At 67.3% G+C, this 14,730-nt stretch carries 13 protein-coding genes and 1 other RNA gene; 6 read left to right on the top strand and 8 right to left on the bottom strand.

The genetic code is table 11. The features are described from left to right. The first annotated feature begins 14 nt into the window (after positions 1-14). Genes JMF86_RS08995 through lipA form a run of 4 tightly spaced genes read left to right on the top strand, consistent with a single transcriptional unit; the run spans position 15 to position 4,145 of the window. A complete protein-coding gene (locus JMF86_RS08995; protein ID WP_011549671.1) occupies positions 15-998 on the top strand; it encodes a thiamine pyrophosphate-dependent dehydrogenase E1 component subunit alpha in 984 nt (327 codons plus the stop codon). Between the two features lie 54 nt (positions 999-1,052). Beyond that, positions 1,053-2,057, top strand: a complete 1,005-nt coding sequence (locus tag JMF86_RS08990; RefSeq protein WP_011549672.1) for an alpha-ketoacid dehydrogenase subunit beta — start codon at positions 1,053-1,055, stop codon at positions 2,055-2,057. A gap of 4 nt (positions 2,058-2,061) precedes the next feature. Further along, on the top strand, positions 2,062-3,177 hold the full coding sequence (locus JMF86_RS08985) for an acetoin dehydrogenase dihydrolipoyllysine-residue acetyltransferase subunit (protein WP_201316961.1): 1,116 nt from the start codon (positions 2,062-2,064) through the stop codon (positions 3,175-3,177). A 2-nt stretch (positions 3,178-3,179) separates the two neighbouring features. Further along, entirely contained in the window at positions 3,180-4,145 is a 966-nt protein-coding gene (lipA, locus tag JMF86_RS08980; RefSeq protein ID WP_011549674.1) for a lipoyl synthase, read from the top strand. A gap of 11 nt (positions 4,146-4,156) precedes the next feature. Here lipA and JMF86_RS08975 read toward each other — a convergent pair whose 3' ends face one another. The 8 genes from JMF86_RS08975 to trxA form a co-directional block, all read right to left on the bottom strand. Beyond that, entirely contained in the window at positions 4,157-5,509 is a 1,353-nt protein-coding gene (locus JMF86_RS08975) for an MATE family efflux transporter (protein WP_011549675.1), read from the bottom strand. A gap of 2 nt (positions 5,510-5,511) precedes the next feature. Continuing rightward, positions 5,512-7,344, bottom strand: coding sequence for a glycosyltransferase family 39 protein (locus JMF86_RS08970; RefSeq protein ID WP_006478657.1), 1,833 nt, complete (start codon positions 7,342-7,344; stop codon positions 5,512-5,514). Positions 7,345-7,488: 144 nt separating this feature from the next. Next, the gene (locus JMF86_RS08965) at positions 7,489-7,755 is read right to left on the bottom strand and encodes a type B 50S ribosomal protein L31 (RefSeq protein WP_011549676.1); all 267 of its coding nucleotides are present in this window, start codon (positions 7,753-7,755) and stop codon (positions 7,489-7,491) included. Between the two features lie 157 nt (positions 7,756-7,912). Next, positions 7,913-8,746: a zinc-dependent peptidase gene (locus tag JMF86_RS08960; protein WP_011549677.1), complete on the bottom strand. Its 834-nt coding sequence runs from the start codon at positions 8,744-8,746 to the stop codon at positions 7,913-7,915. A 38-nt stretch (positions 8,747-8,784) separates the two neighbouring features. Further along, a complete protein-coding gene (locus JMF86_RS08955) occupies positions 8,785-10,341 on the bottom strand; it encodes an MFS transporter (RefSeq protein WP_011549678.1) in 1,557 nt (518 codons plus the stop codon). Further along, positions 10,338-10,838: a MerR family transcriptional regulator gene (locus JMF86_RS08950; protein ID WP_011549679.1), complete on the bottom strand. Its 501-nt coding sequence runs from the start codon at positions 10,836-10,838 to the stop codon at positions 10,338-10,340. The genes JMF86_RS08955 and JMF86_RS08950 overlap by 4 nt, the downstream gene beginning before the upstream one ends. 128 nt (positions 10,839-10,966) lie before the next feature. Next, positions 10,967-12,229, bottom strand: coding sequence for a transcription termination factor Rho (gene rho, locus JMF86_RS08945; RefSeq protein ID WP_006478662.1), 1,263 nt, complete (start codon positions 12,227-12,229; stop codon positions 10,967-10,969). Positions 12,230-12,423: 194 nt separating this feature from the next. Further along, the gene (gene trxA / locus JMF86_RS08940) at positions 12,424-12,750 is read right to left on the bottom strand and encodes a thioredoxin TrxA (RefSeq protein ID WP_006402348.1); all 327 of its coding nucleotides are present in this window, start codon (positions 12,748-12,750) and stop codon (positions 12,424-12,426) included. Between the two features lie 390 nt (positions 12,751-13,140). Here trxA and ffs point away from each other — a divergent pair. Then, positions 13,141-13,239, top strand: an RNA gene (gene ffs / locus JMF86_RS08935) — signal recognition particle sRNA small type. 127 nt (positions 13,240-13,366) lie between these two features. Beyond that, a partial coding sequence (gene dnaX / locus JMF86_RS08930; RefSeq protein ID WP_201316960.1) for a DNA polymerase III subunit gamma/tau occupies positions 13,367-14,730 on the top strand: 1,364 nt, incomplete at its 3' end.

Raw genomic sequence — 14,730 nt, 5'->3', positions numbered from 1 at the left:
ACCAGGAGACACACATGACCGCTTCGACACAGCTCGGCAGGGACAAGCTGCTGGACGCCTATCGGCTGATGCGCACGATCCGCGAATTCGAGGAACGCCTGCACGTCGAATTCGCGACCGGCGAGATACCCGGCTTCGTTCACCTGTACGCGGGCGAGGAGGCGTCCGCCGTCGGCACGATCCTGCACCTCGGCCTCGACGACTACGTGGCCACCACGCACCGCGGCCACGGCCATTGCATCGCCAAGGGCGTCGACGTGCACGGGATGATGGCCGAGATCTACGGCAAGAAGACGGGCGTCTGCCACGGCAAGGGCGGCTCGATGCACATCGCCGACCTGTCGATGGGGATGCTCGGCGCGAACGGGATCGTCGGCGCGGGCGGCCCGCTCGTGTGCGGCGCGGCGCTCGCGGCCAAGCACAAGAAGACGGGCGGCGTCGGCGTGTGCTTCTTCGGCGACGGCGCGTCGAACCAGGGCGTGATCTTCGAATCGATGAACCTCGCGTCGGTGTGGCGGCTGCCCGCGATCTTCGTCGCCGAAAACAACGGCTATGCGGAAGCGACGTCGTCGAGCTGGTCGGTCGCGACCGACAACATCGCCGATCGCGCGAACGGGTTCGGGATGCCGGGCGTGATCGTCGACGGCTTCGACTTCTTCGCGGTGCACGAGGCGCTCGGCGAGGCCGTCGAACGGGCGCGCAACGGCGGCGGGCCGACGCTCGTCGAAGTGAAGTTCACGCGCTACTTCGGCCACTTCGAGGGCGATGCGCAAACCTACCGGGCGCCGGGCGAAGTGCAGAAGCTGCGCGACGAGAAGGACTGCCTGAAGCATTTCGAAGCCCGCGTCGTGCGCGCCGAAGCGCTGACGACCGACGACCTGCGTGCGGTCGACGCCCAGGTGAAGGCGCTGATCGACGACGCGGTCGCGCAGGCGAAGGCGGCGCCGCTGCCGGATGCCGCCGACCTGCTGGCCGACGTCTACGTGTCGTATCCGTGAGCGCGGCCTGATCCAGCAGCCGGCACGGCGAACCGAACATTCCAGGAGACAGACATGGCAAGGAAGATCACTTATTCGCAGGCGATCAACGAGGCGCTCGCGCAGGAAATGGCGCGCGACGACAGCGTGATCGTGATGGGCGAGGACAACGCGGGCGGTGCGGGCGCGCCGGGCGAGGACGACGCATGGGGCGGCGTGCTCGGCGTGACGAAGGGGCTGTTCCACAAGTTTCCGGGCCGCGTGCTCGATACGCCGCTGTCGGAGGGCGGCTACATCGGCGCGGCGGTCGGCGCCGCCGCGTGCGGGATGCGTCCCGTCGCGGAACTGATGTTCATCGATTTCATGGGCGTGTGTTTCGACCAGATCTTCAACCAGGCCGCGAAATTCCGCTACATGTTCGGCGGCAAGGCCGTGACGCCGGTCGTGATCCGCGCGATGTACGGCGCCGGCCTGCGCGCGGCCGCGCAGCACTCGCAGATGCTCACGTCGCTGTTCACGCATATCCCGGGGCTGAAGGTCGTGTGCCCGTCGACGCCGTACGACGCGAAGGGGCTGCTGATCCAGGCGATCCGCGACAACGATCCCGTGATCTTCCTCGAACACAAGCTGCTCTATACGCGTGAGGGCGACGTCCCGGAGGAATCCTATGCGATTCCGTTCGGCGAGGCGAACGTGCTGCGCGACGGCGACGACGCGACGATCGTCACGTACGGCCGGATGGTGCATCTCGCGATGGACGCGGCCGCGACGCTCGCGAAGGGCGGCATCCAGTGCGACGTGATCGACCTGCGCACGACGTCGCCGCTCGACGAGGAAACGATCCTCGAAAGCGCGGCGCGCACCGGGCGCGTGGTGGTGGTCGACGAAGCGAATCCGCGCTGCTCGATCGCGACCGACATCGCCGCGCTCGTCGCGCAGCGCGCGTTCCGGTCTCTGAAGGCGCCGATCGAGCTCGTCACCGCGCCGCATACGCCCGCGCCGTTCGCCGGCGTGCTGGAAGACCTGTATATCCCGTCCGCCGATGCAATTGCGCAGGCGGTACTCAAGACGAGGAGCTGACACGATGTCGATTCACATGATCACGATGCCCAAATGGGGGCTGTCGATGGAGCAGGGGCAGGTCAACGGCTGGCTGAAGGCGGTCGGCGAACGCGTGGCGAAGGGCGACGAAGTGCTCGACGTCGAGACCGACAAGATCTCGTCGGGTGTCGAATGCGCATTCGACGGCACGCTGCGCCGGCAGGTCGCGCAGGAGGGCGAGACGCTGCCCGTCGGCGCGCTGCTCGGTGTCGTCGCGGCCGCCGAGGCGAGCGATGCCGACATCGACGCGGCGATCGCCGATTTCCAGCGCGATTTCGTGCCGAGCGCGGCGTCCGACGAGGCGGCCGGCCCGCAGCCGGAGAAGGCGCAGATCGGCGGCCGCACGGTCCGCTTCCTGAAGCTGGGCGAGGGGTCGGGCACGCCCGCCGTGCTGATCCACGGCTTCGGCGGCGACCTGAACAACTGGCTGTTCAACCACGCGGAGCTCGCCGCGCACCGGCCGGTGTGGGCGCTCGATCTGCCCGGCCACGGCGAATCGGGCAAGGCGGTCGAGACCGGCAGCCTCGACGAACTGGCCGACGCGGTGCTCGCGCTGCTCGATGCGCAGCACATCGAGCGCGCGCACCCGATCGGCCATTCGATGGGCGGGGCGGTCGCGATGACGGTGGCCGAGCGCGCACCGCAACGCGTTGCATCGCTCACGCTGATCGCGAGCGCGGGGCTCGGCACCGACATCAACCGCGCGTACATCGACGGCTTCGTCGCCGGCAACAGCCGCAACACGCTGAAACCGCACCTCGGCGCGCTGTTCGCGGACGACGCGCTGGTCACGCGGCAACTCGTCGAGGACCTCGTCAAGTACAAGCGGCTCGAAGGCGTGCAGGCCGCGCTGGAGAAGATCGCGCACGCCGCGTTCGACGGCGCCGCGCAGCGGCGTGTGTTCCGTGACCGGCTCGCGACGCTGGCGCCGCGCACGCTCGTGATCTGGGGCGAGCGCGACCAGGTGATTCCCGTGCAGCATGCGCAGGGCTTGCCGGACGGCGTGCGTGCCGAGGTGATCGCCGGCAGCGGGCACATGGTGCAGATGGAAGCGGCCGCCGACGTGAACCGCCTGATCGTCGCGTTCCTCGGAGACTGACGATGACCGCCGCGCTCGAACGACCCAGCCGCACGGCGCTCGGCCAGCCCGGCGCGAGAAGTCGCGACAAGCTCGCGCGCATTCCGGTGCGCGTCGAGCCCGCGGCCGGCGCGGCGCTGCCGAAGCCGCCGTGGCTGCGCGCGCGGCCGATGATGAGCGCGGCGGTGGCCGACATGGCCGCCGTGCTGCGCGAGCATCGGCTGCATTCCGTCTGCGAGGAGGCGATGTGTCCGAACATCGGCGAATGCTTCGCGCAGCGCACCGCGACCTTCATGATCATGGGCGGACTGTGTACGCGGCGTTGCCCGTTCTGCGATGTCGCGCACGGCCGCCCCGAGCCGCTCGATCCCGACGAGCCCGCGCGGCTGGCCGACGCGGCGGCGGCGCTCGGGTTGCGCTACGTCGTGATCACGTCGGTCGACCGCGACGACCTGCGCGACGGCGGCGCCGCGCATTTCGCCGCGTGCATCGCGGCGGTGCGCGCGAGCGTGCCGGGTATCGGTGTCGAGGTGCTGACGCCGGACTTCCGCGGCCGTGTGGCGCGTGCGCTCGACGCGCTGTCGTCGGCGTGGCCCGATGTGTTCAACCACAACATCGAGACGGTGCCGTCGCTGTATCGCGCGGCGCGGCCGGGCGCCGACTATCGCGGCTCGCTCGAACTGCTCGCGCAGGCGAAGGCCGCGCGGCCGACGCTCGTGACGAAATCGGGCTTGATGCTCGGGCTCGGCGAGCGCGACGACGAGGTGCGCGACACGCTGCGCGACCTGCGCGCGCACGAGGTCGACGTGCTGACGCTCGGCCAGTATCTGGCGCCGTCGGAACACCATTTGCCGGTGCGGCGTTACGTGAGCCCGGAGGCTTTCGCCGCATGGCACGACGAGGCGCTCGCGCTCGGTTTCAGGGAAGTCGTCGCCGGCCCGCTCGTGCGGTCGTCGTATCACGCGGCCGACGTGCTGGAGAGCGCGTAGCGCGCCGCGCGTCAGGCCAAGGCGGCGTGCGCGCGACTGATGCGGCGCAGGTACAGCACGAGCCCCGCGCCCGCGAGCATCAGGCTGACCGTGTTCGCGAACCAGAAGCCGCGCGCGCCGGTCAGCCACGCGGGCGCGATCCCGCCCACGTCGAAGCCGAGCACGTAGCCGCCGCTGAGTCCGACACCCCACAGCGCGACCGCATAGATCACGGTCGGCACGACCGCCACCTTGTACGCGCGCAGCACGAACGCGGACGTGACCTGCAGCGCATCGAACATGTGGTAGCACGCGACGATCGCGACGAGCGGCATCGCGGCCGCGGCGACGGCCGGGTTCGGCGTATAGCCGCCGATGATCAGCGGGCGCAGCGCGAACACGAGCACGCCGTAGGCGGCCGCCACGCCGCACGCGAAGAACACGCTGTGCCGGCCGAGCAGCCGGGCTTCCTCGGCGCGTCCCGCGCCGAGCGCGCGCGCGACCAGCGTCGACGCCGCCACGCCGATCGACAGCGGCGTCATGTACAGCACCGCGCCGATGTTGCCGGCGATCTGGTGGCCGGCGAGCGTCGTCGTGCCGAACTGCGCGATGAACAGCGCCATGCACGTGTACGACGTGACCTCGATCAGGTACGACAGGCCCATCGGCACGCCGAGCTTCAGGATCGCCTTCTGGCGCGCCCAGACGGGCCAGCAGAAGCGCGAGAAGATCGCGAGCGGCGCGAACACGTCGAGCTTCGCGAGCAGCGTGTAGCCGATCAGCGCGAGCGCCCAGTTGATCAGCGTGCTGGCCAGCCCGCAGCCGGGGCCGCCGAGCGCCGGTACGCCGAAGCCGCCGAAGATGAACCACACGTTCAGCGGAAACTTGAGCAGCAGCGCGCCGATCTGGAGGATCATCGCGAGCCGCGGCTTGCCGGCCGCGTTGGTCAGCGCGTTATAGATGCGGAATACGAGGCTGGCGGGCAGCCCGTACGACAGGACGCGCAGGTAGTCGACGGTGCGATCGTGCAGCGCGGCGGGCGCGTGCGCGACGCGCAGCAGCGGCTCGGGAAAATGCAGCAGCAGGAAGCCCGGAATCGAGAGCAGCAGCGCGAGCCACAGCGCCTGGCGCACTTCCTCGCCGATCTCGGCATAGCGCCGCGCGCCGTACAGTTGCCCGGTGATCGGCTGCAGCGCGGACAGGATACCCGTCAGGCCGATGTAGATCGATACGTAGATCGACGAGCCGAGCCCGAGCGCGGCGAGATCGACGGCCGAGTAGCGGCCGACCATCGCGGTGTCGATCACGCCGAACGCGATGATCGCGAGCTGGCCGACCAGCACCGGCCACGCGAGACCGACGATCCGGCGGATGTCGCCGAACATCGTCAATCGGCCGCCTGGCGGCGCGGCGGACGCCGTTTGACGGGCGTCTTCGGCCGTTCGATGCGCTCGTACAGGCGGAAGCGCTCGTCGCGGTCGGCGACGCGGCGGCCTTCCCAGACGAGACGCCACACGTATTGCGACATCGCGCTCGGCTCGCCGAAGTCGGCGCGGTCCTGACGCAGGATCACGTCGCAGTCGCCGGAGAAATCGAAGCGCATGTTGCCGAAATACGCGAAGGTCGCGATCTGCGCGTCGCCGAGCCGCACCGGCGAAATGCACTCGTAGTCGGACGGCAGGTGCACGGCGATCTGTTGCGCGACGTCGCGATAGGTCCGGCCGTAGTTGACGATCGGCAGCCACAGCGTCATCAGCAGCACCCACATCAGCGTGGTGCCCGCGCTCGACAGCACGACGCTGCGCCACAGCACCTTAGGCTGTCGCGACACGCGCCAGCGCGCGAGGAAGCACCAGCACACGGTGACGATCACCGCGCAGATGAACGACAGGATCTTGAAATGCGGCTCGTAGCCGGGCACGAGGCGCGCGAGGTTGCGCGCGAGCGGATGCGGGAAGCCGGTGAGCGACGCGAGCCAGACGAGCCACACGAAGGTGCCGAGGATCGTGAAGCTCAGCACCGCGAACCAGTCGATCGCGTTGATCGCGCCGCGCTTGAGGGTCGGCAGCGCGAACGTCGCGAGCACCGCGAGCGGCGGTAGCAGCAGCATGTACATGCGGTTCGACTGCTGGCTTTGCAGGATCACGAGCGCGACGAGCGGCACGGCGACCGACAGCGGAATCGCGATGTGCGCCCGACGACGCATGCCGGCCCAGCTCCACCACGCCCAGATCGCGAGCGGCCACGCAGGCCACGTGAACAACGGCAGGTTCTTCGCCGCATAGCCGAGCACGGCCGTCGGCGGGCCCGAAAAGCGCATCAGGCTGCCGTGGATCCACTGGTTGAAGAACCACGCGGCGTCGTCGGGCGCCGCGACGAAGGCGGCGAGCGGCCACAGCGCGAAGATCGCGGCCGCGAGCGGCACGCCGACCAGCGGCAGGCGCAGGTTGCGCATCTCGGGCGTGACGAGCCACAGCGCGGCCGTGCCCGCGAGCAGTGCGACGACCAGCACCGGGTTGCCGGACAGCGCAACGAGGCCGATCGCGAGACCCCACCACAGTGCGCCTTGCAGCGGTTTGTCGATGCCGCGCACGATCCCGTACACGAGCATCGCGATCCACGCGAACTGCGCGAGCTGCGGCGTCGTTTCGTGCCCGCGTTCCGCGAGGCCGAAGCAGGCGACGAGCACCAGCAGCGCGCCGTCCGCGAGCGTGCGGCCGTAGTCGCGGGGCTCGGGTTCGCCGCCGAATGCGTATTTGAACGGTTGAACCTCGGCGCGCCGGCCGAGCAGGTAGGCCGCGTACCAGACGAATGCGCATGCGACGCAGAACAGCACGCCGGTATCGACGCGCGACGCGTTGCTCGCGTCGACCCAGGGGCCGAGGCCGCGGATCGACAGCGCACCGAGCCAGTAGCCGAGCGGCCCGTCGGTCGTGATGAACTTGCCGACCAGGTTCGGCAGCAGCCAGTCGTGCCAGCCGCCCTTGGCCATCGTCCACATCACGCCGAAGCCCGCCGCGTCCTCGTTTTTCCACGGGTCGCGGCCGAACAGGCCGAACGCCGCGTAGACGAAGCAGAGCGTGAGCAGCAGCCAGCGTGGCAGCGCACGCGTGGCGGAGGCGGTGAGGCGGACGACAGGCTTCATGCAGATGAGCGATTTGTTATGGGCAGGCGGCCGGCGCGGGTGCGCGCGGTCGAGCCGGTTTCGAGCATCCGGCATTGTAGTCGCGCCCGCTGTTGTGCGTCAGGTCGTTTCCCGGGCGCCGGGCGGCGTCTTTCCGGGCGAGCAGAGACAAAAAAGGGCAGCCTGGGCTGCCCTTTCGTGCGGTACCGGTGCGTAGCAACCACCGGAACGGTGCAAGGCTTACTTTGCTGCAGCCTTGCCGTTGGCGCGTGCGCCGAACTTGTTCTTGAACTTCTCGACACGGCCTGCCGTGTCCATGATCTTTTGCTGACCCGTGTAGAACGAGTGCGATTCCGACGACACTTCGATCTTGGCGAGCGGGTAGGTCTTGCCTTCGTGTTCGATGGTTTCACGCGTCTGGATCGTCGAGCGCGTGATGAACTTGAAGCCGTTCGACATGTCTTGGAAGACGACTTCGCGGTAGTCCGGGTGAATGCCAGGTTTCATGATTTTCCTTGGTGATAGCGGTAGCCAACCCGCCGCTTGCCGTGTCGAGCCGCCCCGATGGGAGCGATTCGGCCGACGCCAAGCCCGGCGCGAGCCACTTGCCTAAGGTCGAAAAACGGCGATTATGCCAGAAAATCAGACGGTTGACGAATAATTTTCACGGCGCGTCGAGGGCCCCGGTGCCGGCCGGGTCCTGCCGGTAGTAGCGCGCCAGCAGCCGGTACAGCTCCGGAAATTCGGACTCGAACGCTTTCGGCCGGACGAACAGCGCCTCGCTGCACACCGCGAAGAATTCCGACGGGTGATCGGCCGCATAGGGATCGATCAGCGAGTCCCGCTCGAAGCGCGCCCATGCGCGATCCGGCACCGCGTCGACGCGCGCGCAGAACTGGTCGTACGCATGTTCGAACACGTCGGCCCACGCCTGCGCGTCGAGGTGCGGCGCATGCCAGCGGCGAAACAGGGGCGGATAGCCGTCGGCCGCGCCGTTGACCATGTCGATCTTGTGCGCGAACTCGTGGATCACGACGTTGTACGCGTCCCGGCCGTCCGTCATCTGCGCGTCTTCCCACGACAGGATCACGGGGCCGCCTTCCCATGCCTCGCCGCTCGCATCCTGCTCGACTTCGTGGACGACGCCGTCCTCGTCCTGCACCGTCTTGCGGATCACGAATTCGCCCGGATACACGACGACGCCCACCCAGCCGTCGTACAGCGACAAATCGAGATTCAGCACGGGCAGGCAGGCCTGCGCGGCGATCGCGACGATCATCGCGTCGGTCAGTTCGAGCCCGTGCGCGGTCGAAAACGATTTTTTCGCGACGAACAGGCTCGTCAGCTCGCGCAGCCTGGCGAGCGCGTCAGGCGGCAGGGCGGCGAGGAACGGCAGGCGCTCGACGGTTTCCTGCCACAGCGCGTCGGGAACCGGATGGCTGCGCAGCGCGCGGTCGCGGCGGCGATCGTCGAACCAGCGGGTCAGTTTCGAAAGCATGGAGGCGGCGGACGAAAATCCAAAGCCTGTCTTTTAACTCAATCGATCTGTTTTTGCCATGCCGCGAAGAGACCGCCGACGAGCGCGACGCCCGCGAGGAAGTAAAAACCGTCGAGCGACGCGAGGAACGACGCCTGTTGCGCGACCATCCGCGCGATCGACGCGATCGCGAGGCCGTGCGCGTCGTTCAGCGCGTGGCCGGCGGCCGCATAGCTGCGCGTCAGTGCATCGACGGTCTGCTGGAACAGCGGGTCGAACACGCTCGCGCGCTCGACGAGCCGCGTCTGGTGCACGGCCACGCGGTGCTGCTCGACGATGATCACCGACGACGTCGCGAACGAGATCGTCAGTTGCCGCACGATGTTCTTCAGCCGGTAGCCGTGCGTGTATTCGTCGATCGCGAAGATCCGGAACGTGAGATTCGCGACCGGCAGCACGATGAAGAGCAGCAGCAGCCCGCGCAGCAGCAACGGGACGATCAGCGCGGCTTCGCCGATCTGCGGCGTCATCCGGGTCATCCACAGCGCGGCCGTGACGGCGATCGCGAACCCGGGCACGACGAACCACTTCTTGTGCGCGACGAATTTCGCGTAGCGCAGGTAGGCGAACAGCGCGGTGGCCGAGATCAGCGACATCGTGCCGACCAGGCGCCCGGCATTCTCGACCGGATAGCCGAGCCCGCCCTCGAGTAACCGGGACGTCAGGTAACTGAAGCCCGTCGTCTCGTAGTAATAGAACATGTAGAGCAGCAGCCCGACCTGGAACGTCCGCTCGCGAAACGCATGCAGCCGCACGAGCGGCGTCGGATGGTGCCACTGGTGATACGCGAACCACGCGAGCGCGCCGAGCCCGGCGAACGTCAGCATGATCAGCATCGGCGAGCCGCTGTAGAGCTGGTAATGCACCTGTTGCAGCACGATCTGCAGCGCCCCTTGCGCGAGCGCGAACACGACGTACGGCCAGAAATGTCCGGAACCGCGTTCGTCGTCCGGCGTGCGGCCGGAATCGGGCAGCGTGAGCAACGCGAGGATCGCGAACGCGATGCCGGCCGGCGCCGTGCACGCGAACAGTGCGCGCCACGTCGAATGCGCGACCAGCAGCCCGCCGACGATCGGCGCGAGCGCGCTGCCGAGCAGGATCATGATCAGGAACGCGCGCGTCGCGGGCGGCCGCTCCTGCGGCTTGAAGCTGATCTGGATCAGGATCCGGCACGCGCCCATCATCGGGCCGATGAAATAGCCCTGGAAGCCGCGCGCGAACGCGAGCTCCAGCGACGTGTCGGCCAGCGCCGCCGCGATCGCGCCGAACGAGAACATCAGCATGCAGCCCGCGACGTAGCGGCGATGGCCGAGCCGGTCGACCCACCATTGCTGCTGCAGGATGCCGAGCACGGCCGTGACCGCGTACGCGCTCGACGACCACACCAGTTCGTCGGGCGACGCGTTGATGCCGCCCGCGATGTAGCTCGCGAAGAACGAGAAGACGGCGTTGTCGAAGTAGTCGATGCCGGTGACGAGCGCGAGTGCCCACGGGAACAGGTCCCCCCGCAGGTTTGCGCGGCTCCACAGCGGCGGCCGGCCCGGCACCGCGTTCATTCGCGATCCTTGCGGGCGCGCCGCGCGCCGGCTTCGGCCCGCCGCTGCGCGATCAGTTCATCCGCGTTTTCGCCGGCGAGGCGCCGCTCGACGTAGTCGATGTCGTGCTGCAACTCCTTGCGCAGCGCGACGGCTTCCTTCAACTCGCGCTGGACGGCCGCGATCCGCCGGTCGAGCGTATCGATCTGCTCGGCGAGGCCGGTGCGGATGTCGCGCAGCGAGGCATCCGAATAGCGGCGCCGGCCGTCGCCCGTTTCTTCCAGCGGACGCTTCAGCATTTCGGTGATGCCGTGCAGCGAGAAGCCGAGCGCGCGCAGCCGCAGGATGCGCGCGAAGCGTTCGAGGTCGGCTTCGTCGTAGAGGCGGTAGCGGCCTTCGCTGCGCGATGGCGTGACGAGTCCGCGCTCTTCGTAATATTTGAGCGTGCGCGGCGTGACGCCGAGTCGCGACGCGGCGTCGCTGACGGTCAGGTGCGGGGTGGCTGCATCGTTCGGCATCGGGTGCGGGGAATTCGAAGGGACAATGACGCGATTATAGATCAACCTGTACGTTCACGTTCAGGTTGGGATCAAAAAACGGCCGCCGGGCAGGGTGCGCGGGCGGCCGTGTTGCGGAGCGGAGGCGATCAGCCGCCGCGGCGCATCAGGTCGAAGAACTCGGAGTTGCTCTTCGTCTGGCGGATCTTGTCGAGCAGGAATTCCATCGCCTCGACCTCGTCCATGTCGTGGATGAACTTGCGCAGCACCCAGATCTTCTGAAGGATCTCGGGTTTGATCAGCATTTCCTCGCGACGCGTGCCCGACTTGTTCAGGTTGATCGACGGGTACACGCGCTTTTCCGCGAGACGGCGCTCGAGGTGCACTTCCATGTTGCCGGTGCCCTTGAACTCTTCGTAGATCACGTCGTCCATGCGGCTGCCGGTTTCGATCAGCGCGGTGCCGATGATCGTCAGCGAGCCGCCTTCCTCGATGTTGCGCGCCGCACCGAAGAAGCGCTTCGGACGCTGCAGCGCGTTCGCGTCGACACCGCCCGTCAGCACCTTGCCCGACGCCGGGATCACGGTGTTGTACGCACGCGCGAGACGCGTGATCGAGTCGAGCAGAATCACGACGTCGTGCTTCATTTCGACGAGGCGCTTGGCCTTCTCGATCACCATTTCGGCGACCTGGACGTGGCGCGTGGCCGGTTCGTCGAACGTCGACGCGATCACTTCGCCGGCGACCGAGCGCTGCATTTCGGTCACTTCTTCCGGGCGTTCGTCGATTAGCAGCACGAACAGGATCACGTCCGGGTGGTTCTGCTTGATCGCGTGCGCGATGTGCTGGAGCATCACGGTCTTGCCCGACTTCGGAGACGCGACGAGCAGGCCGCGCTGGCCCTTGCCGATCGGCGCGATCATGTCGATGATGCGGCCCGTGACGTTTTCCTCGCCGCGCATTTCGCGTTCGAGCGACAGCGGCTTGTTCGGGTGCAGCGGCGTGAGGTTCTCGAACATGATCTTGTGTTTCGAGGCCTCGGGCGGCTGCCCGTTGACTTTGTCGACCTTCACCAGCGCGAAGTAGCGCTCGCCGTCCTTCGGCGTGCGGACTTCACCTTCGATGGTGTCGCCGGTGTGCAGGTTGAAGCGGCGGATCTGCGACGGGCTGATGTAGATGTCGTCGGTGCTCGCGAGGTACGACATTTCCGGCGAGCGCAGGAAGCCGAAGCCGTCCGGCAGCACTTCGAGCGTACCGTCGCCGAAGATCGTCTCTCCCGTCTTGGCGCGCTTTTTGAGAATGGCAAACATCAACTCCTGCTTGCGCAGGCGGTTCGCGTTTTCGATCTCCAGGCCATTGGCCATTTCGATCAGTTCGGAGACGTGCAGAGACTTGAGCTCGGATAAATGCATACGGAGAACCCGCCAGGGAGGAGATGCGACGAAAGAAATAAGGGAGGAGGGCGAGCGGAAGCGCTCAGAGACTTAAATGCGTCTTGTCGACGTTTTTTAATTCTAGCATAGCCCGATTCGCGCTTGAGCGAGCGATCGGCGGCTTGACGGCGGACGTGTTGCCGACTGACAACACGTCCGCGGAACTGCCAGTATTACAGGTGGCTGTCCAGGAATGCGGTGAGCTGCGACTTCGACAGCGCGCCGACCTTCTGCGCGGCGGCCGCGCCGTTCTTGAACAGGATCAGCGTCGGGATGCCGCGCACGCCGAATTTCGCGGGCGTGGCCTGGTTGTCGTCGACGTTGATCTTCGCGATCTGCAGCTTGTCGCCGTAGTCCTTCGCGACTTCGTCGAGGATCGGGGCGATCATCTTGCACGGGCCGCACCATTCGGCCCAGAAATCGACGAGTACGGGCTTGTCGGACTTGACGACGTCCTGTTCGAACGATGCGTCGCTGATGTGTTTGATCTGTTCGCTCATTGGGTCAATACCTCTTACGGTTCGGGGACTGCCTGCTTGCGCGTTGCGGCGTACCGGCCGCCGTAGGCTGCCGGCCGCTGCGGCAGGTCACTCCGCCTTTCCGGAAAGGAGGGGCGTAAGCGCTGCATGCCGCGGCTCGCGGGTCGTTCGGGCGTCATATTAGCCTAAATTGCTATCTGCTGCGGGCGGCGATAGTAGCCGCTACGCGAGTAGGGGTACGACGCGACGTTCGACCGTCGTGCCACGCAGATGGAGGCCGGTCCGCCAATTGCAAGGGGCGGGCCGCATCCCGCCCGCGCGAAGGGGCGATGCGCCGGTTTGCCCGGCGATATTCGCATTGATGCGAACAAACGGTCGCATTCGTCCGGAAGCGGTGATAGAATATGCCGTGACGGGCCTCCTCGCATGGTGGGGCGGTGAACCTGGTCAGGTCGGGAACGAAGCAGCCACAATCGTTTTCCGCCAGTGCCGAGGGTTGGGCTCGTCACCTTCCTTCTCGCCCCGTTCGCAGGGCGTTTTTTATTTCTGCGTCACACTCCGTTCGACCTGCCTCTTGCCCGTCTTCCGCACCGTTTCGCGTGTCGGCGCGACGCAGCGTTACTGATACAATTTCCCGATGACCTATCAAGTTCTCGCACGCAAGTGGCGTCCGAAGGATTTCGCTTCGCTCGTCGGCCAGGAGCACGTCGTCAGGGCGCTCACGCACGCGCTCGACGGCGAGCGTCTCCATCACGCCTATCTGTTTACCGGAACCCGCGGTGTCGGCAAGACGACGCTGTCGCGGATCTTCGCGAAGGCGCTCAACTGTGAAACCGGCGTCACGTCGCAGCCGTGCGGCGTGTGTCGTGCCTGTCGCGAGATCGACGAGGGCCGTTTCGTCGATTACGTCGAGATGGACGCGGCGAGCAATCGCGGCGTCGATGAAATGGCCGCGCTGCTCGAGCGCGCGGTGTACGCGCCCGTCGATGCGCGCTTCAAGGTCTACATGATCGACGAAGTGCACATGCTGACGAATCACGCGTTCAACGCGATGCTGAAGACGCTCGAAGAGCCGCCGCCGCACGTCAAGTTCATCCTCGCGACGACCGATCCGCAGAAAATCCCCGTGACTGTGCTGTCGCGCTGCCTGCAGTTCAACCTGAAGCAGATGCCGGCCGGGCACATCGTGTCGCATCTCGAGCGGATCCTCGGCGAAGAGCAGATCACGTTCGAGCCGCAGGCGCTGCGCCTGCTCGCGCGCGCCGCGCAGGGCAGCATGCGCGACGCGCTGTCCCTGACCGACCAGGCGATCGCCTATTCGGCGAACGAGGTGACCGAGTCGGCGGTGTCGGGCATGCTCGGCGCGCTCGACCAGACATACATGGTGCGCCTGCTCGACGCGCTCGCGGCGGCCAATGGCCCGGAAATCCTCGCGATTGCCGACGAGATGTCGTTGCGCAGCCTGTCGTTCTCGACCGCGCTGCAGGATCTCGCGAGCCTGCTGCACCGGATCGCCTGGGCGCAGTTCGCGCCGGGCTCGGTGCTCGACGAATGGCCGGAAGCGGCCGACCTGCGTCGTTTTGCGGAGACGCTGAGCCCCGAGCAGGTGCAATTGTTCTATCAGATCGCGACGGTCGGGCGCGCCGAGCTTGGCCTTGCGCCCGACGAATACGCCGGTTTCACGATGACGCTGCTGCGGATGCTCGCATTCGAGCCGGCCGTTGGCGCCGGCAGCGCGCCGGGCGGCCAGCCGTCCGTGCCGCCGCGTGCGGTGCCGGCCCCGCGTGCTGCCGCGGCGAAGCCGGTGTCGGCCACGCCCGCCGGCGCAGCGCGTCCGCAAGCTGCGGTGCCGGCTGCACCGGTTGCGCCGGTCGCCCGTTCGGCGCCCGCGCAGTCAAGCGATGAAGCCGAACGGCCGGCCGCCAAGCCGCCTGCCGCCCAGTCACCGGCAGAGGCTGCAGCCTCGGTACCGACAGCGGTCGACGCACAAGCGATCGGAGG

The organism is Burkholderia sp. E168m15, assembly GCF_016586105.1.
In the GTDB taxonomy this organism is placed as follows: Bacteria; Pseudomonadota; Gammaproteobacteria; order Burkholderiales; family Burkholderiaceae; genus Burkholderia; species Burkholderia orbicola.
This window is presented reverse-complemented; position numbering and strand designations above follow the sequence as displayed.

What these genes read in the sequence shown, in the direction of transcription:
- JMF86_RS08995 (WP_011549671.1), top strand. Translation starts at nt 15, where the DNA reads ATGACCGCTTCGACACAGCTCGGCAGGGACAAGCTGCTGGACGCCTAT.
- JMF86_RS08990 (WP_011549672.1), top strand. Translation starts at nt 1,053, where the DNA reads ATGGCAAGGAAGATCACTTATTCGCAGGCGATCAACGAGGCGCTCGCG.
- JMF86_RS08985 (WP_201316961.1), top strand. Translation starts at nt 2,062, where the DNA reads ATGTCGATTCACATGATCACGATGCCCAAATGGGGGCTGTCGATGGAG.
- lipA (WP_011549674.1), top strand. Translation starts at nt 3,180, where the DNA reads ATGACCGCCGCGCTCGAACGACCCAGCCGCACGGCGCTCGGCCAGCCC.
- JMF86_RS08975 (WP_011549675.1), bottom strand. Translation starts at nt 5,509, where the DNA reads ATGTTCGGCGACATCCGCCGGATCGTCGGTCTCGCGTGGCCGGTGCTG.
- JMF86_RS08970 (WP_006478657.1), bottom strand. Translation starts at nt 7,344, where the DNA reads ATGCCGGATGCTCGAAACCGGCTCGACCGCGCGCACCCGCGCCGGCCG.
- JMF86_RS08965 (WP_011549676.1), bottom strand. Translation starts at nt 7,755, where the DNA reads ATGAAACCTGGCATTCACCCGGACTACCGCGAAGTCGTCTTCCAAGAC.
- JMF86_RS08960 (WP_011549677.1), bottom strand. Translation starts at nt 8,746, where the DNA reads ATGCTTTCGAAACTGACCCGCTGGTTCGACGATCGCCGCCGCGACCGC.
- JMF86_RS08955 (WP_011549678.1), bottom strand. Translation starts at nt 10,341, where the DNA reads ATGAACGCGGTGCCGGGCCGGCCGCCGCTGTGGAGCCGCGCAAACCTG.
- JMF86_RS08950 (WP_011549679.1), bottom strand. Translation starts at nt 10,838, where the DNA reads ATGCCGAACGATGCAGCCACCCCGCACCTGACCGTCAGCGACGCCGCG.
- rho (WP_006478662.1), bottom strand. Translation starts at nt 12,229, where the DNA reads ATGCATTTATCCGAGCTCAAGTCTCTGCACGTCTCCGAACTGATCGAA.
- trxA (WP_006402348.1), bottom strand. Translation starts at nt 12,750, where the DNA reads ATGAGCGAACAGATCAAACACATCAGCGACGCATCGTTCGAACAGGAC.